The organism is Asticcacaulis sp. P2_B1 (assembly GCF_056404915.1).
Genome location: NZ_JBFUDD010000002.1, coordinates 894,111 through 917,898, shown reverse-complemented (window position 1 = coordinate 917,898; position 23,788 = coordinate 894,111). Strand labels below are relative to the sequence as shown.

Here is a 23,788-nt window from a genome sequence, read left to right as displayed (position 1 = left end):
AAAAAAGCGCTCGAATTTTGACTGCGTCGAACTTCGTTTCGTGTTTTTCGTGCTTTTCGTGGCTAAAAACCTACCGGAACGACTCGCCGAGATAGACGCGCTTGACTTCCGGGTCGTGGGTGATCTGCTCGGATGTGCCTTCGAACAGTACTTCGCCCGAGTGGATGATCGAGGCGCGGTCGACGATTTCCAGGGTTTCACGGACATTGTGGTCGGTGATCAGAATGCCGATGCCGCGGCCCTTCAAATAGGTGATGACGTCGCGGATATCGGTGATGGCCAACGGGTCGATACCGGCAAAGGGTTCGTCCAGCAGCATGAAGGATGGCTTGCCGGCAAGGGCGCGGGCGATTTCGACGCGGCGGCGTTCACCGCCGGACAGAGCCGTCGCCGGCGAATGGCGGATATGGGTAATGCGCAGCTCTTCGAGCAGGCGCGTGCAATCGTCCTGGACGGCGACCGGGTTCTTTTCGTTGAGTTCCAGCACGGCCAGGATGTTTTGCTCCACCGACATGCCACGGAAGATCGAGGCTTCCTGCGGCAGGTAGCCCATGCCCATGCGGGCGCGCTGATACATCGGCTGATGGGTGATGTTCTGGCCGTCGAGCATGATCGTGCCGTAATCGGCTTCGATCAGGCCGGTGATCATATAGAAGCAGGTCGTCTTGCCGGCGCCGTTGGGACCGAGCAAACCCACGACTTCGCCGCGCCCCAGCTTGAGGCTGACGCTCTTGACGACGGCGCGATCCTTGTAGGTCTTGCCGATACCTTCGACAACAATGCCTTCGATGATCGGCGCCGGTTTGGACGACGGGATAAGCTCTTCGACCTGCATCTATCAGTGACCGGTGGTCTTGTTGGCGGCCGCATTGGCGGATTTGCTGTCGGGATAGATGACCGCCTTGACCCGTCCGCTTTGCGGCGCGTCGAAGGTGCTGGTACCGGTCGAGACGATGGTGGTCAGGCGGTCGCCGGTCATGACGTTCTGGCCCTGCTGCAGCACGACGTCGCCGGTAATGACCATGGTGTCGGCCGCCTTGGTGTAGACGGCGCTGGCGCCCTTCATCTGCTGGGTCGGCGTAACGTAATAGACATTGCCCGTGGCTTCGATGGTGAGAACCTCGCCCCAGCCGTCACCGCCGCTGGCCGTGGTTGCGGAGTGGCTGACCTTGATGTGGTCGGCGCGCAGCCGCGAGTCGTTCTGGATGATCTCGACGCGGCCGTCGTAATACTGGATATGGGCGGCGCCGTCGGCGTGCCACGTATCGGCGCTGACCATGTAGGGACCGCCTGAACTGGACACCTGGGCGTTCGCAACGCCGGCCAGGCCGAATGCGAAAGCCGCGGCGGCGGCGATTAACAGGTGCGTTTTCATGCCTTTATTCCCTTTTATCTGTGTCATCGCCACTATTGCTGCCCCATTACTGCTGCATAGTCACGAAAACCTTGGCTTCGCCTCGGCCATGGAAGGTGACGTCGCGTCCGCTGTCGGCAATGACAAAGGATTCTCCCACTATATGACCGACCGAGCCGTTTCCTTCAATGTGTTTGTCGCCATGGAAGGTGGATTTCGCCAGGTCGACGACCGCCTCGGTCGTGGTGAAGGTCATGTCCGAGCCGCCCGACACCATGACGACATTGCCGGTCAGGGTGAAGGTCTGGGCGTTCTGGTCATAGACGCCATTATTGGCCGAAATGTGCGTGGCGCGTGCGGCGTCGCCCTTGAAGTCCATGCTGGGCGAACTCAGGGTGATGACGGTGGCGTCGTGGCCGGCGCGAATGGCTTCCAGCCCGCTGATGATATAGTGGTCGCCATTATTGCCAAGGCCGGTGAAACGCGGATTGGTCATGCGATCTTCGGCGGTATTGCCCTTGTAGACATCCAGCGAGCTGACAATGGCCTGGATGGTGATCCAGCCGAAATTGCCGACGGCCAGAATGACGATCGCCGCCGGAAACAGCTTGCGCAGCCACTGAATGACGCGCGAACGCCGCCGCACCGCCGCTGCCTGCTGCGCCAGACGGGCGCGGCGGTCGGCGATCTCTATGTCCGCATCGTCGTCGACGGCGGCCGGATCGGCGGTGGAGGTTGGGGTCAGCGTCATATGTGCCTAATTTTACGCTGGTTTATACCCAGCTGTGGGCGAAGATATCGCAATCTTCCCATCCTGCCAAATCCAGTTTGACGCGCTGCGGTAAAAAGTCGAAACAGGCCTGGGCCAGGGCGGCGCGGCCTTCGCGCGCCAGCATCATGTCGAGCTTGTCTTTCAGGGCGTGCAGGTGCAGGACATCGGACGCCGCATAGGCCAATTGTTCCGGCGAAAGCGTTGCCTGGCCCCAATCCGAGCTTTGCTGGGCCTTGGACAGGTCGACGCTCAACAGCTCGCGCACCAGATCCTTCAGGCCGTGACGGTCGGTATAGGTGCGCGCCAGTTTCGACGCGATCTTGGTGCAATAGACGGGCGCCGTAGTGACGCCGAGGTGCAGTTCGAACATGCCGATGTCGAAACGGCCATAGTGGAACAGCTTGAGCACCATGGGGTCGGTCAGCAGCTTCTTCAGGTTCGGGCAGTCGTAACCCGGGCGATTCATGCGCACGACGTGGGCGTGGCCGTCGCCAGATGACAGCTGGACGACACACAGATCGTCGCGGCGGAAACGCAAACCCATGGTTTCGGAGTCGATGGCGACCGAGGCGCCCAGGTCGAGGCCGTCGGGCAGGTCGCCTTCATGATAGAATACGGTCAAACTTTCAGGCCCTTATGCGAATATGTCTCGCATTCGCCTAAGCCCAAATGCGGTAAAGGTCAATCGGGCACCGCAGCTAGCTTCGCCCGACGTCGCCCATGAATAAGCGATTGCCCTTGGCACGAGCACCAAGTGTGCCAGCATTACCCGGAAGCTTAGTCCATTGCGCATCTGTTAGCCGGGGTCGATCTGGCATCCATTGGCACCTAATTTTTTGCTAACAGTCCGTAAGTCACAGATCTTCTGATTTGAGACTCCAAGAAGATAAATGTTTCATCAGCTTGATTGATGACAGGTCATAGCACTTTTTTTATCTGATTAATTCGCAATTGTTATTGCGTCCAAACTCAGCAGAAATCGTGGTGCTTTTTTTTATATTTAATTTTCGCATATCAAAATACATTTGGGAGTTGGCTTTCTTTCCACGAGCAATAAATGCACGCCTTTTCATATATCCTTCAAAATTACCGAAGGCTATGTTCCTATCAGGTAAATACTCTACGTTCAACTGATTGAAAGCTGTCTGATTCTGCGTTGCCAGTTCATCGGGGACAGCAGCGACCGTCGTGTGCCTGCACTTGGAATCCCACAATACATACGTCCCAACCTCAGTTCTCTGCAAGTAACCCTGAAATCGAACCTCAATTAAATCCGAAACGGGAGATAGCTGGTATGGTATGGACAATGGGGAATAACAAAATAAATATACACCCACGGCAATAGCTGAAAGCATTAACATAATTATAAATGTAAAAAATGCTTTCTTGACGGCCATTTGAACAATCCTTACCGATAAATACTCAAATTTACCTCTTAAGAAGCGAGTAACGAGCTTCGCTTCCTACAGGTTCTTGCGCAAAAACGCCATCATGCGCGTCCATGCCTGTTCCGAAGCTTGCGCGTTATAGACCTCAGGCCGCGTTTTGTTGAAGAAGGCGTGGTCGGCATCGTAGCTATAGACTTCCGGCGGGTTGCCGGCGGCCGTCATATCGGTCTGGAGGCCCGCGACCAGGGCCGGCGTCACCCAATCGTCAATCCGGCCGAAATGGCCCTGGAAGGGGATCTTGATATCCTTCGGGTCGGCGAAAGCCTTGGACGGCATGCCATAGAAGCAGACAGCAGCCTGGAAACCGTCGAGCCGCACCGCGGCGCCGATGGTCAGGGCGCCGCCCATGCAGAAGCCCATAATGGCGACCGACGGATTGACCGTCTTGAGCCAGGCCTGCGCCGCGGCGATGTCCTCGTGCACGGCGCCCTGGAAATCGAGACCGCTCATCATGTGGCTGGCCTCGTCGGCATCCTTGGTGATGCGGCCGTGATAGAGGTCGGGCGCCAGGGCATTGAAGCCCTCGAAACTGAAGCGTTCGACGATCGACTTGATGTGGTCGTTGAGACCCCACCATTCTTGGATAACGATGACGCCCGGCCGGGTCTTGTCGATGTCCGACACATAGGCGGCCAAGTTGCCGCCGTCAGGGCGGGTCAAGTCGATCATCTGTCCCATGCGTCTCTCCTCGGTTGGAAAGGTTATATAGGCGGCTTTTCCCGAGGTGCAAAGCCGCCCTTGGCCCAAAGATCCAACTCCACCCGCAAATTGCGCTTGGCCTGGTCTTCCAAGTGAGCAAAATCGGCCGTGAGGAACAGGCGCTTGCGCTGCAGGGTCGGCTTCAGAAACAGTTCGGCACGGCCCTTCGCATAGGCTTCGTCGCCATAGACCGGCAGGTATTCGCGATAGACGCCTTCGGCATAGGTGAGGTAATCCGCCCACGGCGCACCGAGAATGGCCATATCGATATCGAGGACGAGATTTGTATCGGGATCTGCGTGGGCGTCATGGTGCTGTGTCGCCAGGACATGAGCGCAGGCACGATCGATCGACGCGACATCGCCGAAGGCGTCGCGCAACCTGTCGGCACTGCGCGCTTCGTTGTCGTGGCGCGCCGGATCATAGACGATGTCGTGGAAAAACAGGGCCAGCAGAGCGGCGCTGGCATCTTCGAAACGGTCGCGCAGGCGCTCGGCATTGGCCACCACCGCGGTGATATGGCTGAGCGTATGATAGTGGCGTTGCGGCTCGCCATAGGCCGCCACGATGTCACGCCAAACGGCGCCGCGCCTGTCGTCACCTGTGCCGAGGTCACGGCAAAGCTCTGACCAGGCCTGTTCCAGCCCGATGTCCGAGTCGGTCAAAGGAAGCCGAGATAGGGTTTGGAGAAGTTATGCAGGTTCGGGAAGATGGCATGCAAATCGCTATCCGACACGCCGAACCACTTGCCGAGCGTCGCCGCATATTGATCGACCGAGGTGGTCGGGATCATGGCGTTGTCGGCGATATCCGGATTGCGGAAGGTGTGGCTGTCGACGCCCACCGTCGGGAACTGGCCGTACATGTCGCCGCCCTTGACCGCGCCGCCATGGATCAGTTGGTGACCGCTCCAGGCATGGTCGGTACCGTCGCCATTGGTCGAATAGGTGCGCGAGAAGTCCGAGGCGGTAAAGGCCGTCACCGAGTCGCGCATGTCGATACCGTTGACATTGCTGAGCGCGGCATCGAGATAGGCCAGGCCCTGGGACAGTTCCGACATCAGTTCCGGCTGGACCTGGTTCTGGCCGCTGTGGGTATCGAAGCCGCCCATGCTGACGAAGAAGACCTGGCGTTTCAGGCCGAGCGCCGGCGCCGCCGCCACCATCTTGGCGACCGTCGACAACTGGTGGAAGAAGTAGCTGTCGCCCTGGGTGCCGTCGAACGGATTGATCATCGGCGGCACGGCCAGTATATGTTTCGGGCCGGTCTTGTTGAAAGCATTATTGATCAGGTCGGTCGCCGCCATCGAACGCGTCACCACGCCGGCATGGTCGTCGGCGAAATAGGTGCCGTTGGCGACATTGCGGATATCCAGCCGGATCTGCTGCGACGGACCGCTGCCGCCATACAGCCAGCCGGTCGTGGCGTCGATACGCTGGGCCGGATCACCATAGGCGTTCATCGGATATTGCAGGGTGGTTTCACCCGACAAAAAGACCGTATTGCCGGACGTCGTCAGGGCCGTGAAAATGCTGTTGGTGCCGTTGCCGCTGAGGATCATGTCGGCCATCTTGCCGCCCCAGCCGATTTCCGCGCCTTCGATCCCGCCGGCCTGCCACATGTTTTGCTGGTCGTTGTGCGAAAACAGGTTGGCCGGCAGGCTCTTGCCGTTTTCATAGTCCTTGCGCGTCGTCGGCTGGATCAGGGTGCCGACATTGGCGAGCACGGCCAGGCGTTTATTGTTGAACAGGGACTGGACCTTACCCATCATCGGGTGCAGGCCGAAGGTCCGCGTGCTGGCCGAAGTCCCAACGGGAATGGGCTGCGGCGTTTTCGGCACGATCGGCAGCAGGCCGCCCCAGGCTTCGGGCGTAAAGGCGCTCGCGGTGCGGCCGGTGATCGGCGACACACTGCCCGGAGCCACCTTGGCGGCGCCGACCGGCATCAAAGCGATCGGGACATCGCCGGTGAAACGCGCCGACCAATAGCGGTTATAGCTATCCTGATCGGTCGGCACGATCATGTTGTTGGCGTCGCTGCCGCCGAACATGAAGACGCAGACCAGCGCCTTGTAGTCCGGCGCATCGGTGGCGGCGACCTGACCGGCAGCCGCCAGTTGCAGGGCGAACGGCGCCATGGCACCGAGGCCGGCCAGGCCCGCGCCCATTTGCAGGAAGCGACGGCGGCCGAGTTCGTTAGAGCCCAGGTTCTTGATCATCATGCTCACCTTTGCGCCAGGTATTCGGGGGACGCCATGGTCAGCAAGATCGCCGTCCTGACCCGGTTGCGTTTGGCTTCGTCGATATCGTCCTGCGACCAGCCATCGGCCAGGGTGCCGATCTCGATCGAGTTGACCGCCGTCTTGATGCGGTATTGCAGGTTTGACGACATCTGGCCGTTGAGGAGGACGCGGTTCATATGCGCCGCCAGCTTGAGGGCGTCCGTGGCATTATTGAAGTCCGCGCCGTAGTCGATCTTGACGTCGTTGCCGATGTCGTCGCCCTGCCAGTCGCCGATCCCGTAGCCGATCGTGTACTGCATGGTGTTGATATAGCCGGCGACGGTGACTTCATTGACGCCCTGGAATTCCGGCGCGGCCAGGTTCTTGTTACCCAGATTGGTATTGGGCGGAATATAGCCGGGGCGCCAGAAGTTGAACACCGAGGGCGCATCGAGCGCCGCCTGGCTGAGCGACCAGTTATAGTTGGTCGAACCGATACGCCATTGGCCGGTATGGGAGGTGGCGTTGAAGGCACGCAGCAGGTGCGACATGCGCAGGATGGGCTCACGCAGCTTGCCGTAGGATTCGAGCGTCTGGCCCGCACTGGCATTGATCGGCGAAGACGGCTTGGGCAGGGTGCGCGCTTCCGGGTCCATCAGGATGGCGCGAATAACGGCGGCCATGTCGCCGCGGACGCCGGAACCGTTGTTGTCGAAGACCTTGCTGACGCGCTTGACATAGCCGGGGCTGGGGTTCGACGTCACCAGGCGCTGGATCAGCTGCTTGCCGATGAACGGCCCGACATTGGGATTTTTGAACAGGGTGTCGAGAGCGATTTTCAGATCGCCGGCGGGATTGGGTGTCGACTTCGCCGGAATGACCACGCCCAGGAATTCCTTTTGCGAGGTCGAGTGGAAATCCTTGTAGGGCAGCATGGCGTGGACGGGGGCGCTGTCGTCGCGTGGCCAGCCATAGAAGGTGCCGTTGTCCGGCGTCGGCGAATACCAGCTATAGCCGGTGAAGACCTTGGCCAGCCCCTTGATATCGGCCTGGGTATAGCTCGCCTGAGGCTGGCCCGTCAGGGTCAAGGCATGCGTGCCGTCGGGATTGAGCTTGTACAGCCCTATCGACATCAGCTGCATGACTTCGCGGGCATAGTTCTCATCCGGGTGACGCCCGGTGCGGGTGTCTTCCTTCTGGTTGCCCAGCATGTTGAGATAGGTGCCCATCATCGGATGCAGGGTCACGTCTTCGAGCAGCTGGCGATAATTGCCGAAGGCGTCGCGACCCAGCATGTCGTAGAAATCGGCCATGCCGCGGGCGTCGACATTGGGATTGGTGAAGGAGACGACGAAGATTTCCGACAGGGCCAGCTTGACGCGCTGACGCAACTGATCGTCGCCGGTGACGGCCTGGTCCCAGAAACTGTCGTAAAAATCGTCTTCGTAGATATAGCGATCGGGCTCGGTCAGACGATAGAGGGCCAGGCGGGCATCGAGATCGGCAAGGTGCGAGGTCGGCGGCAAGGCCTCCTGCATGGTGATCCAGGAATCGTAGCTGGACGCCGTCAGGGCGGTGATCGAGGCGTCGGTCGGTCCGAAGGTCGCCTGGGTCAGGAAGCGGCCGGCATCGACTTCATTGGGATGGTTGGTGATGCCGATGGCGTTGCTGCCGCCACCCGAGGTGTCGGCGCTGCTGGAACTGGTAGTACCGCCGCCGTTGTCGCCGCCGCAGGCGCCGAGGACCAAGAGCGAGGCGCCGAGAGCCGCCCATTTCAACCACGTGTGCTTCCGCGCCGACCTACAGTTCGACTTATGGCTGACATTGCCCATCGCTCGCCCCTGTGCGTATTTTTTGCCCATGCGGAAGTTAGCGCCAATTGCGCTTTTGTCCAGCATAACGAGACTACGCCGGGCACGCTTAATCTTCTGTAAAGATGTATTAAAATTATTACGACACGGACATGTGATAACAATGCCGTAAGCGTCAACTCGCCGGTGTGGCGAAGACATTCAAAGGCTTTCGCGCGCCGGGTGGCGCCAGCAAAGACCTGGTCAATATGACCGGACTGTGGCGAGGGCTTTAATTACGGCCGCCCTGGGGCTGGCGGTGCGTGTCGGCAAAGCTGCCGCGCGGCTGGGCCATGGCCGAGGGGTAGGCGGATGGATGACCGGCGGGCGAACATGAGCGGGCGGCGGATATCCAGTTGGCGGCGTTGATCTTTTGCATCGTTTCGATCCCACAAGACCGCTCTGCGACGGCCCTTTTTGACTGTATGCGACCATTTATACGTGAAAGATGTCAAGATTCGATGATGAAAACCTGAATCCGGAATTAACGCTGCGGCCAAGCCCAGGCAGGCTCCTCGCAGCCGCTCACCGTCGTTTCGCCGAGCACCTTTTCCAATACCAGCCGGCGGGTTGCGGCGGATTCGGCAATGGCCGCAACCAGCGCATCCGAGTGCGACACGACAATGACCTGGGACCTTTGCGAGGCCTGGGCGATCAGCCGACCGAGCGGCGCCAGAAGATCAGGGTGCAGGCTCATTTCCGGTTCGTTGAGCACCATCAGGAACGGTGGCCGGGGCGACAGCAGGGCGGCGATCAGCAACAGATAGCGCAAGGTTCCGTCGGACAGTTCGGCAACCCCCAACGGCCGCAGCAGACCTTTTTGCAGCATGACAAGTTCATCGCCCTCAACGCCAACCACCGAACCGGGAAAGGCGTCGTCAACCGCTTCGTCGAAGGCGTCGGGGTCGCCGATAAAGCGCAGGGTGCGGATGGCGGCGGCCAGATCGACACCGTCGCCGGCCAGGACGGGCGTATAGGTGCCGATCTGCGGCCGCCGTACGGGGGCATCGCGATCGGTGCGGAAATGATCGTAGAAGCGCCAGTTGCGCATGGAATCGCGGACCAGCAGGATCTCGGCGCCTTCGCGCGGGTCGCTGGCCTGGGTCATCATGCTGTCGAACGCAGACAAATTGGTCATGACATTGTTCCAGCTGTGGCTGGCGTCGCGCACCCGGACCAGCGGACCTTTGCGGTTGGCGATCTCATTGCGTAGGCTCAGGGTCTGCCCGATCCACAGGCTTTCCGTCTTGATCTGCGGATCGTTGGAAAAGGCGGTCGCGCCCACCGGCAAGCCAAGGTCGATGGCATAGCCGTAATCGTCATAGGTAAAGCCCAGTTTCAGGCTGACGGGGTTTTTGCGCACCGTTCCCTGGACGCGCTGTTCGCCGGAGATCATGGCGCGGGAAAACTTTTCCGGCCCGGCCCATAGCGTCGAATCCAGGCCGCCTTCGGCCGCGATGGCGCGCACCACACCGCCATGGGCGATTTCGGCCAGAAGACGCAGGGCGCGATACAGGCTCGATTTGCCCGAACCATTGGCGCCGGTGACGACATTGAGCTGATCGAGCTCAAGCCGCACATCACGCAGCGAGCGATATCCTGAAATGGCCAGTTGCGTGATCATGGCCCGACCTTAAAAGGCCGGGCCATGATTGGCAATCCATCGCTTCTAACCGTGTTTAGAACTTCGAACCCAGGCGGATACCCAGAGTGCGCGGCGTATTGGTGATGATATACGGCCGCTGGAAGCACTCGCCGCATTCCTGATAACGCCCGAGCTGCGCCCGCTCATCGGTCAGGTTCTCGATATACATTTCCGCCGTCCACTTGTCCCATTCGGCGCCGAACGACAGGTTGACGGTCGTATAGGCAGCCAGCCGGCCGGTCAGGGCTGCGGGGTTTTGATCGGCACCCGTATGGATCTGCAAGATATGGGTGCGGATATCGGACGAGGCCGAGGACTGGTAATTCACACCCAGTTGCCAGAAGGGCGAATACTTGCCGACAGTCCATTGATAGCGCGCCGTGGCGGCCAGCTTGACCTTGGGCGTGATCGGCAGACGCGTGCCCTTGGGCGCCGCGATAAAGTCCTGATTGTCGGTGGTTTCGACGACGTTGGTCACGGTTTCGGTCGTGGTGACGATACCGCCGCAGTTCGGATCGGGATCGCCGACAAAGGTACACAGATTGTTGGTCGTCTTGGCGTCTGTATAGGCGCCGGACGCATTCAGGGTCAGGCCCTCGATACCCGTCCAGGTCAGGTCGGCTTCCAGACCCTTGATGTCGGCGTCGGGGCCGTTATGCACTTCGGTGAAGCTGTTGGCGCCCAGGAAGGCGTACTGGAACTTGTCCCATTTCTGGTCGTAGACGGCGCCGTTCAAACGCAAGGTCTTGTCGAACAGGGTCGTCTTGAAGCCGAGCTCGTAATTGGTCAGGGTATCGGCGTCATAATTGGCGATGGTCGAGCGGCGGTTGATGCCGCCCGGACGGAAGCCCGTCGAAATCGTGCCGTAAACCATCCGATCCGGCGTGATCTTCCAGGTCAGATTCAGGCGGTAGGTGGTGCCGTTATCCTTGGCCTGCTTCGGCGAGATCGTGCCGTCGGAATTCTGCACGCCGAGATCGGTACAGGGCGTGCCCGAAATGCTGGCCGGCAGCAGGTCGCCGGTCGGGTCTTTCGGATTGACCTGGCCGAACGTATCCGTGGTCAGACAGCGGCGCACACCGCTGGAACCATAGGTGCCGTTCGGCGGAAAGTCCTCGCCATTGCGGAAGGCGTCGTTCGAGCCGAAGCCGAAGAAGCCGATCAGGCTGTTGTCATATTGATAGGCGCGCACACCAGCGGTCAGGGTCACGGTCGGCACGAAATCGAAACTGACTTCGCCGAACAAGGCCGTGTCGCGGTCGATACGGTTCTGCTTGGTCAGCCACAATGTGCCGGGATAACCCTCAACCGACAGGTCGGTGGCCAGGTTCGGCACGACATAGTTCTGGAAGATATGGTGGGTTTGACGCTGATAGAAGGCGCCGGCAACGAAACGCAGGCGATCTTCGGCCGGCGAGGCGATGCGGAACTCGTGCGACAGCTTGGTGAAGTCATCCTTGCCGATGATATATTGGCGCGGATCGATGACGTCGCCATTGTCGTTCCAGAAGTAGAAATAGCCGGCATTGCCGCCGACATCGGAATACATCTGGTCGTAGGATTCGGCGTAGTCGGTATAGTCGGCGATGCTGTCGATCTTGCGGTCGAGATAGGCGCCGGCATAGGTCAGGTCGAACTTGCCGATCTTGCCCTGCAAGGTCAGCGACGCCTGGGTGAACTTGTCATAGAAATGTTCGGGATAGAAGTGCTGAACCTTGAGGTCGCCGACGCTGGGGTCATAGCCACCGGAGCCGTGATTCTTCTGGTCCTGGCCGATGAGCGTGGCCGTCGCGGTCCAATTGTCGTCGAGATCGATCTTCAGGGCGGCGCGGCCACCGACGATATCGGCGTCGTTATAGTTCTTCTCGACGAAGGCATTGTTGTTGACGGTGATGCCGCCTTCGGTCGGCAGGAAGCTGCGCGTGCCCGGCACGTTGTCGATAAAGCCGGCGACATGTTGCGACCAGCCGACGAAGCGCGCCGCCATGCGGTCGCCCAACGGTACGTTCAGCATGCCTTCGATCTTGTGACCATAACCGCCGTGAGCCACCCGGTCGCCTTCGACATCGACGCGGCCGTAGAAGGCCGAGGTGCTGGGCTTGTTGGTGATGATGCGGATGGTGCCGGCTTCGGACGAAGCGCCGTACAGCGTGCCCTGCGGGCCGGCCAGGGATTCGATGCGGGCGATGTCATAGATATGGACGTCGACCGGGCCGCCGATCGTTGTCACCGGCTGTTCGTCGAGATAGATACCGACGCTGGGCTGAGGGCCGGAGTGGTTGCCGTCGCCGCCGGAAGCCACGCCGCGGATATAGACGCTGCTGCCCTGATAGGGACTGTTCTGGAAGACGACGCTGGGCAATTGCGCGACAAAGTCGCTGAGGCCGGACACATTGAGGTCGTCGAGCTTCTTGGTGCCCAGGACCTGGATGCTGATCGGCACGTCCTGGAGCTTCTGGCTGCGCTTTTGCGCCGTCACGATGACCTCGATCGGGTTTTCGGTCGTGGTGTCCGCGGCCGGCGCCGCGGCCGGCGCGGCGGTATCTTGGGCGAAAGCGCCCGATGCCAGGATAAAGGCTGGGAGTGTGGCCAACACCGTGCTGGTCAGCAAGGTGGCGGTCAGTGAGCGGCGCGTCGTCATGGTAGCCCTCATGGTTGAATTTGTGACAAGACTGTGACTTGATGAGGGATGCCGTCAACATCTTATTATTGCGGCGCAACAGTGTGATCACAAGCGTGTCACTTTTGACACGCTTAGGCCATGAACCGGATACCCGCCCGGCGGTAAAATGTTGAATCCGGACGAAGTTCTGACCTAACGGAAGCTTTTCGGCGCTTCGGGATAGGCGTCAAGAACGGGGCCCAGGGCGGCCTTCAACGGCCCCAGCCACGGTTCGAAACCCTGCCAGGCTTCCGTGCCCTCACGGAAGATCGGCCGGCGCACCTGTTCCGACGAGGCGGTGCGCACGGCGCGCTCGGTTTCATGGAAACGCAGGCACGATTCTTCGAACTCAAGGCCGCAGGCGGCCAGGAGCGCGCGCACCTCGGCTTCGGTATCGTCGACCATGCGTTCATAGATGACGCGGTGAACCCGGCCCGGCAGGACGGTATCGACATGCGCCATCAGGCGGACATAGTCGGCATAGTAACGGCCGAGATCGTCGAGGCCGTAGCTGAAAGCCTGGCCGCGGGCGAAATGCTGTTTGAAGTTGGAAAAACAGCACCCCATCGGATGACGGCGGGCATCGATAATGATGGCATTGGGCAGGATGAGGTGAATGAACGGCACATGCGCCCAGTTGTTGGGCAGCTTGTCGATAAACAACGGCCGGTCGGTCTTGCGCTGTACGCGGGTGCGTTCGAGATAGTCTTCGCCCAGGGCCTTCAGGCGATCCGGCGCCAGATCGATCAGGCGCTGTGGATAGTTAGGGGCCCGTCGCGCCAGGGCCGGGATATCGGGCAGTTCCGACGTGCCTTCGACCTGGGAATGACTCGACAGGATCTGTTCGACGAGGGTCGAGCCGGCGCGCGGCATGCCCAGCACGAAAATCGGATCGCGGGCGTCGCGGCCCTGGCCTGAGCGTTCGGCGAAGAATTCCGCTGTGAACAGGGCGATGCTGGCGTCGACGAAATCCGTCGTCTCGTCCGGATCGTAATCGAGCGTCTTTTTCCGCAGGACGTTGCCGGCGTTATAATGGGCGAACGACGCGCCATAATCCTTGGCATCTTCCAGCGCCTTACCGAGCGCGAAATCAAGGTGGAAACGGTCTTCGTCGCGCAGGTCCGGCTGGTTGAGGGCCTGTTGCATGGCCGTAACGTCGTCGGGCGTAAAACGCACCGTCTTCAGATTGGCCAGGCTCCACCACACTTCACCGAGCGACGGCGTAATCTCAATGGCGCGGCGATAGGCGCTAACGCCCTCCTCCGTCCGGCCGACCGTCTTCAGCATGTGACCCAGGCTCATCCAAACCTTGGGCTGGTTGGGCGCCTGGCCCAAAACGGCCTGATAAAGCTCGATGGCTTCGTCGAAGCCGCCGATCTTGCTCAGCGCCGCGGCTTTCAGATTGCTGTGGCCGAGATGTTCGTCATCGGTACCGATCAACAGGTCGAGCTCGGCGATCGCCTCGGCCGAGCGGTGCTGCTTGTAGAGGACGGTGGCCAGATTGGCGCGGGCGGCGCCGAAATCGGGCGCGATCTCAAGCGCCCGGCGCAACAGGGTCTCGGAATCCTTCGGCCGGCCGACACGCGCGGCGACTTCCGCCAGCATGCGGATGGCGGCGACATCGAACGGGTCGCTTTTCAAATGGCCGCGCAGGATCGGCTCGGCGATCTCCAGCCGATTTTCGTGCAAGGCGAGCGCCGCCTGCATCAGCTGCGGATTGCGCAGGCCGGCCTGGATGAAGTTTTTGGCAGTCGTCGTCATGCCTCAGATAGAGCGAGACGGCACGGGATTGTCAATGGCGCCCTAAACCGACATCATCGCGACGTAGACAACACCCAGCAGGACACAGACGAAGCTGACCGTCGCCAGGGTCCACAGGATCAGGGTCTTGAGGACGGCGCCCAGGATCGACGAACCATAGGCGCCGCGCAGGGTCATGAAGATATTGACCGGCGTCCACACCATCAGGAGCAGGCAGAACCAGCCGCTCCAGCCGTCGGGCAGGGTGAGGGCCACGGCATTGGTCAGGAAGAAGAAGGACAGCATATTGGCCGCGACCAGCATGTGATCGTAGATAAAGTACTGGCGTTTGTGGATGTACAGAAGGCCCAGGCTAAAGCCCATGATCGGCCACAGCAGGATGGCCAGCCGATGCGCCCAGGTGAACAGGGTGACATAAAACAGGTCGAGATTGCTCATGACCCGATGGATAGCGTTCTTGAACCTGGATTTGAAATCCGTGGTGGGCTTGGCATCGGCCGCAAAGGTCTTGCCATCGGAATAGGTCCTGGCCTGATCGGGCGTCATGGTGAACATGTCGAAGCCGTCCGCCTCGCCCCTGCGCACCCGGGCTTCGCCATTGACGATGTCCCTGTCGCGGTTTTTCGCCGCCTTGATCAGGTCGCCCTGGTAGGTGGCCTCCGCCCCGGCGCGTTCACCGTCATTTTCCGCGTCCTTCAACGCTTCGTCGCGGTCGCTGCGTGCTTCCTGAACCTCCTCGGCATAGTCTTTATTGGCCTCGGTCTGGACGGCGGTCAGGGCGGCTTGAAGCTTGACCGGATCGCGGGCGATCTCCTCGGCCTCACGGGTGCGCTCGGCACCGGCCTCGCGCAGGACCTCCAGACGGTGTTCGGCGGCGAACATGAACAGCAGCAGGGCGACGAAGAACAGTCGCAATGGCGGGACATGGCGCTGGATGCGCCGTTCCAGCAGGTCGCGATTGAGCAGGCCGGGACGGAACATCAGGGGCGGCAGGGTGCGCCACAGGCGGCCGTCGAAATGGAATAGGCCTTCGATGGCCTCCCACACGAGATGGAAAAAGGAGCGGTGGTGGTCGTCCGCCGTCTGGCCGCAGGTGTAGCAGTACAGACCCATCAACTCGGTGCCGCAGTTGGCGCACAAGGTGCCGGGCTCGATGACAAAGGGATGGTCGCCGCGCTTGAAGATGCTCTTGAGCCCGTCCAGAGTGAGAAGTTCAAGCTCTTTCATCCACGTGTCCCCTTCTCTTGGCCCATCGTCTGGCTAATCGAAATCGGACTGGGGTGCAAGACGGCTATGGCGATGGCGTCCGCCGCGTCCTATATGCGTGGCCTGGAGGACACCATGACCGCACTTCCAACCGGCACGCCCGCTCCCGATTTCGCCCTGCCCTCGACACCCGACCAGAAGGTATCCCTGTCGGAATTCAAAGGCCGCAATATTATCCTCGTCTTCTATCCCGCCGACTGGTCGCCGGTGTGCGGCGATCAGCTGACCCTCTATAACGAGTTGCGCGATCAGTTCGACGATTTCAACGCCACCCTGCTCGGTATTTCGGTCGACGGCATCTGGTGCCATCTGGCCTTCGCCAGGGATCGCGGCTTTCATCTCACCCTGCTGGCCGATTTCGAACCCAAGGGCGCCGTGGCCAGGGCCTACGGCGTCTATCGCGAGGCCGAGGGCACCAGCGAGCGCGCCATCTTCGTCATCGATGAGGCGGGCGTCGTCCGTTACAGCTATGTCTCGCCGGTCGGCGTCAATCCAGGCGCCAACGGCATTCTCAAAGCTTTACAAGGACTGCAGTCATGAGCAACGACAATGTCCTGACCGAACCCGTCGGCCCCAATGACCATGCCCAGGGGCCGGATACCGCTCCGGTGACCCTGGTGGAATACGGCGACTATCAGTGTTCCTATTGCGGCGAGGCCTATCCGGTCCTGAAGGAAGTTCAGGCCAAGATGGGCAAGAAGCTGCGCTTCGTTTTCCGCAACTTCCCGATCACCTCGGCCCATCCTCAGGCCTTTATCGCCGCCGAAGCCGCGGAAGCCGCCGCCGCCCAGGGCAAGTTCTGGCCAATGCACGACAAGCTGTATGAAAACCAGTACGACCTGACGCCGGAGTCTCTCGTCATCTATGCCGAGCAACTGGGCCTGGACCGTGAACGCTTCGTGCGCGAAGTCAACGATCAGACCTACGCCAAGCGCATCAAGCACGACTTCCAGGGCGGCGTCATGAGCGGCGTCAACGGCACCCCATCCCTGTTTATCAATGGCGAGCGTTACGATGGTCCGCGCGATGTCCGCAGCCTGGTAGAGGCGTTGAAGGCCGCGAGCTGAGGCGCAACGCCTACTCCGTTCTGATGCCTTGCAACGATAGGATCAATGTCATCGGGTTCGACGGTGAAACGACGAAGCCATGATGCTCGTAAAACGCCTTGGCTTGGTCCGAGATCGCATGAACGAGAACACCGCGAATGCCGAGAATCTGCGCAGCCTGTGATGCGCGCAAAACCGCGTCTTTCAGCAAGCCCACACCGATCCCCTTGCCTTGCCAGTTCCGGTCGATCGCCAACCGTCCCAGTACGGCCACAGGGATCGGATCGGGCATGTTGCGCTTGATCTTGCCCGGGGCCTCGACGGCGGCGATTGCGCCGGAAGACAGGCAGTAATATCCGACCACCCGATTTTCGCTGGCAATGACATAGCTGCGCGAGGCCCCACCGGCGTGATTGGCGCGGGCGCGGCGTTTCAGCCAGTCATCTAGGGTGGCGATGCCGCATGAGAAGGCGTCGAGATCGTGATCATCCGCAAGAGGCGCGGGCGCGGCCAGAGGCGATAAGGCGGCGCTCATTGAGTCCAGGGCAAGGGCGCGTTCATCAGGCGGTCGATACCAGGTCCGGTGGCGGGCTTGTCGAGGATTTCCAGGTAGCGGTCATAGGTGGCCTGGTCCACGCGGATCAGGGTTTGGTCCAGCAGAGTTTCTTCGGCAGCACGGCGGGCGGCGTCGATCATGAAGTCGGACCGGCTTTTGCCCTGAAGGCTGGCGGCACGATCGATCAGGGTGCGAATGTCGGTTCGTACCCGTAAATTGACAGGCTTGGCCTGCGTGTCGTTGCTGGTTGTCGGTGTCGCCATGGGTGCCTCCATATTCATGATCATAGCGATTTTGATACACAATGTGTATCAAAATCTATAACGAACTACTGTGAGCAGTGGCAATACTCCGAAATCTTCAGAGGATCAGCTGGGCACCACAAAGTCGCTGAGGCTTGACATTCGACAGTGGCAAAGAGGTTCTGCGCGCGCTGAGGGGCGGAGTGACGCGCATCGTTTTGACGATGCTTGCCCCACATTTTAGTTTTGATTTTTCGAGGGGCGCCTGCGGCGTCGCGTGCCCGCACCTGTCGCGCCGAACCGCGCGGTTCGACACTGGTAAGATTCACCAACAAAAAAGCCACCCGAGAGGGGTGGCGTTTTTGTTGGTGGAGCTTAGCGGAGTCGAACCGCTGACCTCTTGCATGCCATGCAAGCGCTCTACCAGCTGAGCTAAAGCCCCATACCATCAATGATATAGCTTGGTTGAACCAAGGCGGCGACTTCTAGTTCAGCCTCCCGGCGCATGCAAGCCCTTTTTCGCAAGTTTTTTCGTTTTTGTTGCGCCAAAGCGCAATCCATAAAAGTGGCTCCCACTTTTTGGATAAATTGCGCGTCAAAACAAAAATCTAGAGCGAAATGGCGATTCTTTCTAGAGTCATTTCACTCTAGGCTCAAGGCCGCCAATCAAGACCGGGATAGGATGCATGCAGGCGGATAATTTCAGGCTCGACGACTATCTCAAGCGCATCGGCTTCGACGGCACGCCGAAAGCCGACCTCGACAGCCTGACGCGCTTGATGCAGGGCCAGTTGCGCAACGTGCCGTTCGAGAATCTCGACGTCCAGGCGGGCAAGCTGGTCTCGATCAAACCCGAAGACATCGTCGCCAAGATCATCCCGACCAACCGCGGCGGCTATTGCTACGAGGTCAACAGCCTGTTCGCCATGGCGCTCGCTGCCATCGGCATCCCCTACAGTCTCGCCGGCGCCCGGCCAATGAGTTACCCGACCAAGTGGGCGCGCACCCATATGGTCATCCTGGCCGAGGTCGATGGTCAGCGCTATCTCTGCGATGCCGGTTATGGCGGTTTGAGCCTGCGCCAACCGCTCAATCTTGCCGTCCTCGACACAAGCGTTCAGCAGGACCGCGATACCTATCGCCTGATCCGCGACGGCGACGACTATGTCGTTCAGGCGATCATCGCCGGCGACAAATCGGAGTGGGGCAATCTCTACAGCTTCAATACGAGCCCGTTCGAGCTGGTCGATTTCGTCCCGGCCAACTATTACAACTCCAGCCACCCCGACGCCGTCTTCGTGCAGAAGCTCTTGCTGGTGCGCCACACGGCGACGGGCCGGCATATCCTCGCAGGACATTCGCTGAAAAGCTTCGAAGACGGCGTGATGACGATTCGGAGTGTGCACCCGGATGAGTTGGCGGGCACCGTGCAAAACCTGTTCGGCCTGGAGCTATAAATAAAGCCTCGCCGGCACAAATTATGCGAATGCAACGCATTCTGATTACATTCGGAGCGTCGATTTTTGGCTCATATGCCACATCTACTCCGAATCTACCGCAAAACCCTACCCAGCAAGGGCGACACATTCGGAGCGCCCAGGAAAAAGGCCGCCGGAGCGATCCGGCGGCCTTAAATCTCTTAGATATCGCGATCTTCGTCGTCCGGCAGGCCGTCGATTTCTTCGTCGAAATCGGCGTCCTCGTCGTCTTCGAGGAAGGGCACGTCGTCGGCGTCGTCATCGACCAGGTCGGCGTCTTCGATATCCATGTCGACGGCGTCGGGCGTACCGACACGGGCAGGATCGGCCGGGTCGAGGTCTTCGTCTTCGTCGACCAGCAGCGGATCGTCGGCGACGACTTCGTCGATTTCCGGCGTGATCACTTCCGGCTCTTCGTCCTCGTCTTCCGACGCGACCTTGGCCTTCACCTGATCCTCGGATTCCTCATCGGCATCTTCATAGTCAGGCGCGGTGGTGCGGACGCGCGAACGGCGCGTGCGGACGACTTCTTCCTGGTCGAACTCGGTGTCGCATCGYGGGCAGTGCGCCGGATGCTTGTTCAGATCGTAGAACTTTGCCGTACAATTGGGGCAAACTTGTTTGGTACCTAAGGCAGGATCAGCCACGAGACGTCCTTTATTTAATGCAATCTGGTCGAAAAAATGAGTTGCGTCGGCCCCCTTGCCACTAGATAAGCCTCCTGTCAAAGGCCCTTTTGGGGGCGACGTTCATTTTTTCGTATATGCTGATACTTTTCCCGTAAACGTTCAATATGCCAAGCCCCTTAAACGCCGTAAGACTTGTGCCGCCCGCGGCCGCGCTGACCGGGAAAATCGCCCTTCCCGGCTCGAAATCGATCACCAACCGCGTCCTGCTGATCGCAGCCCTGGCGGACGGCCGGAGCCATATCAGCGGCGCCCTCAAAAGCGATGATACGACCTATATGGCGCGCGCCTTGCGGCAACTGGGCGTCACCGTCACCGACGCCGGCGATACCGATTTTCTGGTCGAAAGCAACGGCACGCTTAGCCCGTCTCAAGAGTCGCTTTTTCTCGGCAATGCCGGCACCGCCGTGCGTTTTCTCACCGCGGCGGCCGCCAATATCAAGGGCACCACCGTCCTGACCGGCGACGAACATATGCAGAAGCGCCCGATCGCGCCCCTGGTCGATGCGCTCAACGCGGCCGGCGTCACGGCCACGGCGCCCAGCGGCTGCCCGCCCGTGACGGTGACAAGCGATGGCGGCTTCACCAACCGCACGATCGCTGTCGATGCCAGCCTGTCGAGCCAATATGTCTCCGCCCTGATGATGGCGGCGACCTCCGGCGACGCTCCGTTCAGCCTCACCGTCAAGGATGGCGATATCGGCGCCCGCGGCTATATCGACATCACACTCGACTGCATGAGCGCCTTCGGCGCCGGCATCGCCCAGACGGGTGCCTTGAGCTGGGAGATCGCCAACACACCTTACCGGGCGCGCGACTATTGGGTCGAGCCCGACGCCAGCGCCGCCACCTATGTCTGGGGCATCAATGCCCTGCTGAACGCCAATATTTCTATCGGCATCGCGCCGGAGAACATGATGCAGCCGGACGCCAGGGCTTACGAGTTCATCGCGCAATTTCCCGATCTGCCGGGCGTCATCGACGGCAGCCAGATGCAGGACGCCATCCCGACCATCGCCGTCCTGGCCGCCTTCAATAACCACCCGGTCCGCTTCGTCGGCATCGCCAATCTGCGCGTCAAGGAATGCGACCGCACCCATGCCCTGGCCACCGAGCTCAACCGCATCCAGCCGGGCCTGGCCGAGGAGATCGGCGACGACCTGCTGGTCACGCCCGACCGCAGCCTGATCGGCCGTACGGTGGATGTCGCCATCCACACCTATCACGACCACCGCATCGCCATGGCCTTTGCCCAGGCCGCCCTGGTCATCGACGGCCTCCGCATCCTCGATCCCGGCTGCACGGCCAAGACCTATCCGGGCTACTGGCGCGACCTGGCCAGTGTCGGTGTTGAGATGCATTTCGAATGACGACGCGACCCTTGCTCATCGCCTTTGACGGGCCGGCCGCCTCCGGCAAGGGGACGCTCGCCAGCGTCATCGCCGCCGATTACGGCCTGCCGTTTCTCGACACCGGCCTGATCTATCGCGCCGCCGGCCACCTGGCGCACATCAAGAATATCGACCCTGCCGTCGCCGCCACCCTGATCACGCCCGACCTCCTGGCTAACGACGCCTTGCGCGGCCGCGAAGCCGGCGAACGCGCCAGCCAGGTGGCGGCCCTTCCGGCGGTACGCGCCGCCTTAAAGCAATACCAGATCGACTTCGCCCACCAACCGGGCGGCGCGGTGCTGGATGGCCGCGATATCGGCACCGTCATCGCGCCGGATGCGACCGTGAAAATCTTCGTCACCGCCGACCAGGACATCCGGGCCAAACGCCGCTGGCTGCAGCTGGTCAAGCTCAATCCGGCCCTCACGTTCGACGAAGTTTTAGGCGATATCCGCGTCCGCGACGCCCGCGATTCCGGCCGCAGCGACGCGCCGCTCGAAATGGCTGAAGATGCGCTCTTGCTAGATACCTCCGACTTGGGTATAGAAGCCGCCATCGCGACTGCGCGATCCCTTGTGAAAAGCCGGTGCGGCACCTGATAGTGTCAAATCCAACAGCGGCTTGTTGAGGCAACACAAAGGGACGTCTTCGGGGCTTTACGGCCTGCATCGCACCTGATTGGAAGCGTCATTTGACGCCCCCAACTTTAGCTTTCACAAAAAACAAAGCCGCACCCCCGCGCACCGCCCAAGGCCGCTTGTGCCTCGACAAGCCATTTGGAAATCCCGGTCCGGACACGCGCCCACAAACAAAAGAGACTCTATGAGCGAATATAATCCATCGCGTGACGATTTTGCCGCCCTGCTTGACGAATCCATGCACGGCCGCGACATGCTCGAAGGCCAGGTCATTCACGGCCTCGTCGTCGGCGTCGAAAAAGACTTTATCATTGTTGACGTCGGTCTGAAGACCGAAGGCCGCGTTTCCATCAAGGAATTCGGCGCGGAAGGCGCAGCCCTCAAGGTTGGCGACACCGTCGAAGTCTATCTGGAACGCGTTGAGAACGCCATGGGCGAAGCGGTCATCAGCCGCGAAAAGGCCCGTCGTGAAGAAGCCTGGACTCGTCTGGAAGCCATCTTCAACCGCGGCGAACCCGTCATGGGTACCATCGTCGGCCGCGTCAAGGGCGGCTTCACCGTCGACATGGACGGCGCTTCGGGCTTCCTGCCCGGCAGCCAAGTCGACATCCGCCCCGTGCGCGACGTCGCGCCTTTGATGAACAAGGAACAACCCTTCGCCATCCTGAAGATGGACCGTCCGCGCGGCAATATCGTCGTGTCGCGTCGCGCCATCCTCGAAGAAGCCCGTGCCGAACAACGCACCGAGCTGGTCGGCCAACTGGCCGAAGGCGAGATCCGCGACGGCGTCGTCAAGAACATCACCGATTACGGTGCGTTCGTCGACCTGGGCGGCATCGACGGCCTGCTGCACGTTACGGACATGTCGTGGAAGCGCGTTTCGCACCCGTCGCAAGTCCTCAATGTCGGCGACGCTGTCCGCGTCCAGATCATCAAGATCAATCCCGACACGCAACGCATCAGCCTGGGCATGAAGCAATTGCAGTCCGATCCGTGGGACGGTGTTGACCAGAAGTATCCGGTCGGCGGCAAGTTCTCGGGCCGTATCACCAACATCACCGATTACGGCGCCTTCGTCGAACTGGAATCCGGCGTCGAAGGCCTGGTTCACGTTTCGGAAATGTCGTGGACCAAGAAGAACGTCCATCCGGGCAAGATCGTTTCGACCTCGCAAGAAGTCGAAGTCGTCGTGCTCGAAGTCGACGCCTCCAAGCGCCGCGTTTCGCTGGGCCTGAAGCAAGCCCAGGACAATCCGTGGGAATCCTTCGTGAAAGCCCATCCGATCGGTTCGACGATCGAAGGCGAAGTCAAGAACGCGACCGAATTCGGTCTGTTCATCGGCTTTGAAAACGACATCGACGGCATGGTCCACCTGTCCGACCTCGACTGGAACCTGCCGGGTGAAGAAGCCATCGCCAAGTACAAGAAGGGCGATGTCGTCAAGTCCAAGGTCCTCGACGTTGACGTCGAAAAGGAACGCATCAGCCTCGGCATCAAGCAGCTGGGCAGCGACCCGATGACGGGCGACACCTATAAGAAGGGTCAAACCATCACCGTGACCGTGACGGAAGTCACCTCGGGCGGCATCGAAGTCAAGTTCGGCGAAGATACCGCGCCGATGTCGGCCTTCATCCGCAAGAGCGACCTGTCGCGCGACCGCAACGAGCAACGCGTCGAGCGTTATGCCGTCGGCGATCGTATCGACGCCCAGGTGACCAATATCGACAAGGCGGCCCGCAAGGTCTCCGTCTCGATCAAGGCGCTGGAAATGGCCACCGAAAAGGAAGCCATCGAGCAATACGGTTCGCAGGACTCCGGCGCGTCGCTGGGTGACATCCTGGGCGCCGCCCTGCGCGACAAGGTCAAGGAATAAGGGTCGTTCGACCTTAAGTTTTTGAACTTACGACAAGAAAAGCCGGGGCCTTTGGGTTCCGGCTTTTTTGTTGTCTGCGCCTGAGCACGTGGTGCCTTAAAAAGGAAGGATTGAACACAGATAAGCACAGATAAGAAGTGGATAAGAGGGCCGCTACCGCGTCCCTGCTGTGGCATGGCCGGTGCACTTATTGACGCGAA

Annotated in this window: 23 protein-coding genes and 1 tRNA gene; 6 read left to right on the top strand and 18 right to left on the bottom strand. The window is 60.4% G+C overall.

The window, feature by feature from the left end; all coding sequences use genetic code 11:
• Nucleotides 1–70 precede the first annotated feature (70 nt).
• From lptB to AC1DX3_RS08535, 14 genes are all read right to left on the bottom strand, one after another.
• A complete protein-coding gene (gene lptB / locus AC1DX3_RS08600) occupies nucleotides 71–835 on the bottom strand; it encodes an LPS export ABC transporter ATP-binding protein (RefSeq protein WP_476988840.1) in 765 nt (254 codons plus the stop codon).
• Nucleotides 836–838: 3 nt separating this feature from the next.
• Nucleotides 839–1,375 carry an LptA/OstA family protein gene (locus tag AC1DX3_RS08595; protein WP_476988839.1) on the bottom strand — a complete coding sequence of 179 codons (537 nt, stop codon included), beginning with the start codon at nucleotides 1,373–1,375 and terminating at the stop codon, nucleotides 839–841.
• A gap of 46 nt (nucleotides 1,376–1,421) precedes the next feature.
• On the bottom strand, nucleotides 1,422–2,105 hold the full coding sequence (lptC, locus tag AC1DX3_RS08590) for an LPS export ABC transporter periplasmic protein LptC (RefSeq protein ID WP_476988838.1): 684 nt from the start codon (nucleotides 2,103–2,105) through the stop codon (nucleotides 1,422–1,424).
• 22 nt (nucleotides 2,106–2,127) lie between these two features.
• The gene (locus tag AC1DX3_RS08585) at nucleotides 2,128–2,748 is read right to left on the bottom strand and encodes a ribonuclease D (protein ID WP_476988837.1); all 621 of its coding nucleotides are present in this window, start codon (nucleotides 2,746–2,748) and stop codon (nucleotides 2,128–2,130) included.
• A gap of 310 nt (nucleotides 2,749–3,058) precedes the next feature.
• Entirely contained in the window at nucleotides 3,059–3,523 is a 465-nt protein-coding gene (locus AC1DX3_RS08580; protein WP_476988836.1) for a hypothetical protein, read from the bottom strand.
• A gap of 66 nt (nucleotides 3,524–3,589) precedes the next feature.
• On the bottom strand, nucleotides 3,590–4,252 hold the full coding sequence (locus tag AC1DX3_RS08575; protein ID WP_476988835.1) for a dienelactone hydrolase family protein: 663 nt from the start codon (nucleotides 4,250–4,252) through the stop codon (nucleotides 3,590–3,592).
• A 23-nt stretch (nucleotides 4,253–4,275) separates the two neighbouring features.
• Nucleotides 4,276–4,938, bottom strand: a complete 663-nt coding sequence (locus tag AC1DX3_RS08570; RefSeq protein ID WP_476988834.1) for an HD domain-containing protein — start codon at nucleotides 4,936–4,938, stop codon at nucleotides 4,276–4,278.
• Complete coding sequence (locus tag AC1DX3_RS08565) at nucleotides 4,935–6,494, bottom strand: DUF1501 domain-containing protein (RefSeq protein ID WP_476988833.1); 1,560 nt, start codon at nucleotides 6,492–6,494, stop codon at nucleotides 4,935–4,937. Before AC1DX3_RS08565 ends, AC1DX3_RS08570 begins: the two co-directional genes overlap by 4 nt.
• Before the next feature lie 2 nt (nucleotides 6,495–6,496).
• Entirely contained in the window at nucleotides 6,497–8,326 is a 1,830-nt protein-coding gene (locus tag AC1DX3_RS08560; protein ID WP_476988832.1) for a DUF1800 domain-containing protein, read from the bottom strand.
• Between the two features lie 250 nt (nucleotides 8,327–8,576).
• Nucleotides 8,577–8,723 carry a hypothetical protein gene (locus AC1DX3_RS08555; RefSeq protein WP_476988831.1) on the bottom strand — a complete coding sequence of 49 codons (147 nt, stop codon included), beginning with the start codon at nucleotides 8,721–8,723 and terminating at the stop codon, nucleotides 8,577–8,579.
• Between the two features lie 105 nt (nucleotides 8,724–8,828).
• A complete protein-coding gene (locus AC1DX3_RS08550; RefSeq protein ID WP_476988830.1) occupies nucleotides 8,829–9,968 on the bottom strand; it encodes an AAA family ATPase in 1,140 nt (379 codons plus the stop codon).
• A 55-nt stretch (nucleotides 9,969–10,023) separates the two neighbouring features.
• Nucleotides 10,024–12,630, bottom strand: a complete 2,607-nt coding sequence (locus AC1DX3_RS08545) for a TonB-dependent receptor (protein WP_476988829.1) — start codon at nucleotides 12,628–12,630, stop codon at nucleotides 10,024–10,026.
• Between the two features lie 174 nt (nucleotides 12,631–12,804).
• Nucleotides 12,805–14,412 carry a sulfotransferase family protein gene (locus tag AC1DX3_RS08540; protein WP_476988828.1) on the bottom strand — a complete coding sequence of 536 codons (1,608 nt, stop codon included), beginning with the start codon at nucleotides 14,410–14,412 and terminating at the stop codon, nucleotides 12,805–12,807.
• A 42-nt stretch (nucleotides 14,413–14,454) separates the two neighbouring features.
• Nucleotides 14,455–15,639, bottom strand: coding sequence for a DUF3667 domain-containing protein (locus AC1DX3_RS08535; RefSeq protein WP_476988827.1), 1,185 nt, complete (start codon nucleotides 15,637–15,639; stop codon nucleotides 14,455–14,457).
• A 114-nt stretch (nucleotides 15,640–15,753) separates the two neighbouring features.
• Between AC1DX3_RS08535 and AC1DX3_RS08530 the strand changes: the two genes are divergently transcribed.
• Together AC1DX3_RS08530 and AC1DX3_RS08525 are read left to right on the top strand one after the other, a co-directional pair.
• Nucleotides 15,754–16,218, top strand: a complete 465-nt coding sequence (locus tag AC1DX3_RS08530) for a redoxin domain-containing protein (RefSeq protein ID WP_476988826.1) — start codon at nucleotides 15,754–15,756, stop codon at nucleotides 16,216–16,218.
• Entirely contained in the window at nucleotides 16,215–16,745 is a 531-nt protein-coding gene (locus tag AC1DX3_RS08525; protein WP_476988825.1) for a DsbA family protein, read from the top strand. Before AC1DX3_RS08530 ends, AC1DX3_RS08525 begins: the two co-directional genes overlap by 4 nt.
• 10 nt (nucleotides 16,746–16,755) lie before the next feature.
• Here AC1DX3_RS08525 and AC1DX3_RS08520 read toward each other — a convergent pair whose 3' ends face one another.
• From AC1DX3_RS08520 to AC1DX3_RS08510, 3 genes are all read right to left on the bottom strand, one after another.
• Entirely contained in the window at nucleotides 16,756–17,259 is a 504-nt protein-coding gene (locus tag AC1DX3_RS08520) for a GNAT family N-acetyltransferase (protein ID WP_476988824.1), read from the bottom strand.
• Complete coding sequence (locus AC1DX3_RS08515) at nucleotides 17,256–17,543, bottom strand: type II toxin-antitoxin system TacA family antitoxin (protein ID WP_476988823.1); 288 nt, start codon at nucleotides 17,541–17,543, stop codon at nucleotides 17,256–17,258. The genes AC1DX3_RS08520 and AC1DX3_RS08515 overlap by 4 nt, the downstream gene beginning before the upstream one ends.
• Nucleotides 17,544–17,888: 345 nt before the next feature.
• Nucleotides 17,889–17,964, bottom strand: a tRNA-Ala gene (locus tag AC1DX3_RS08510).
• 244 nt (nucleotides 17,965–18,208) lie between these two features.
• Between AC1DX3_RS08510 and AC1DX3_RS08505 the strand changes: the two genes are divergently transcribed.
• Complete coding sequence (locus tag AC1DX3_RS08505; RefSeq protein ID WP_476988822.1) at nucleotides 18,209–18,979, top strand: arylamine N-acetyltransferase family protein; 771 nt, start codon at nucleotides 18,209–18,211, stop codon at nucleotides 18,977–18,979.
• Nucleotides 18,980–19,161: 182 nt separating this feature from the next.
• Here the strand turns inward: AC1DX3_RS08505 and AC1DX3_RS08500 are convergent, their stop codons facing one another.
• Complete coding sequence (locus tag AC1DX3_RS08500; protein WP_476988821.1) at nucleotides 19,162–19,647, bottom strand: TIGR02300 family protein; 486 nt, start codon at nucleotides 19,645–19,647, stop codon at nucleotides 19,162–19,164.
• 146 nt (nucleotides 19,648–19,793) lie between these two features.
• Here AC1DX3_RS08500 and AC1DX3_RS08495 point away from each other — a divergent pair, with 146 nt between their 5' ends.
• The 3 genes from AC1DX3_RS08495 to rpsA all read left to right on the top strand — a co-directional run bounded on the left by AC1DX3_RS08495 (nucleotide 19,794) and on the right by rpsA (nucleotide 23,588).
• The gene (locus AC1DX3_RS08495) at nucleotides 19,794–21,056 is read left to right on the top strand and encodes a 3-phosphoshikimate 1-carboxyvinyltransferase (RefSeq protein WP_476988820.1); all 1,263 of its coding nucleotides are present in this window, start codon (nucleotides 19,794–19,796) and stop codon (nucleotides 21,054–21,056) included.
• Nucleotides 21,053–21,676, top strand: coding sequence for a (d)CMP kinase (locus tag AC1DX3_RS08490; protein ID WP_476988819.1), 624 nt, complete (start codon nucleotides 21,053–21,055; stop codon nucleotides 21,674–21,676). Before AC1DX3_RS08495 ends, AC1DX3_RS08490 begins: the two co-directional genes overlap by 4 nt.
• A gap of 223 nt (nucleotides 21,677–21,899) precedes the next feature.
• Nucleotides 21,900–23,588 (top strand): 30S ribosomal protein S1, encoded by a 1,689-nt coding sequence (rpsA, locus tag AC1DX3_RS08485; RefSeq protein ID WP_476988818.1) that lies wholly within the window; start codon nucleotides 21,900–21,902, stop codon nucleotides 23,586–23,588.
• Nucleotides 23,589–23,788: the final 200 nt, after the last annotated feature.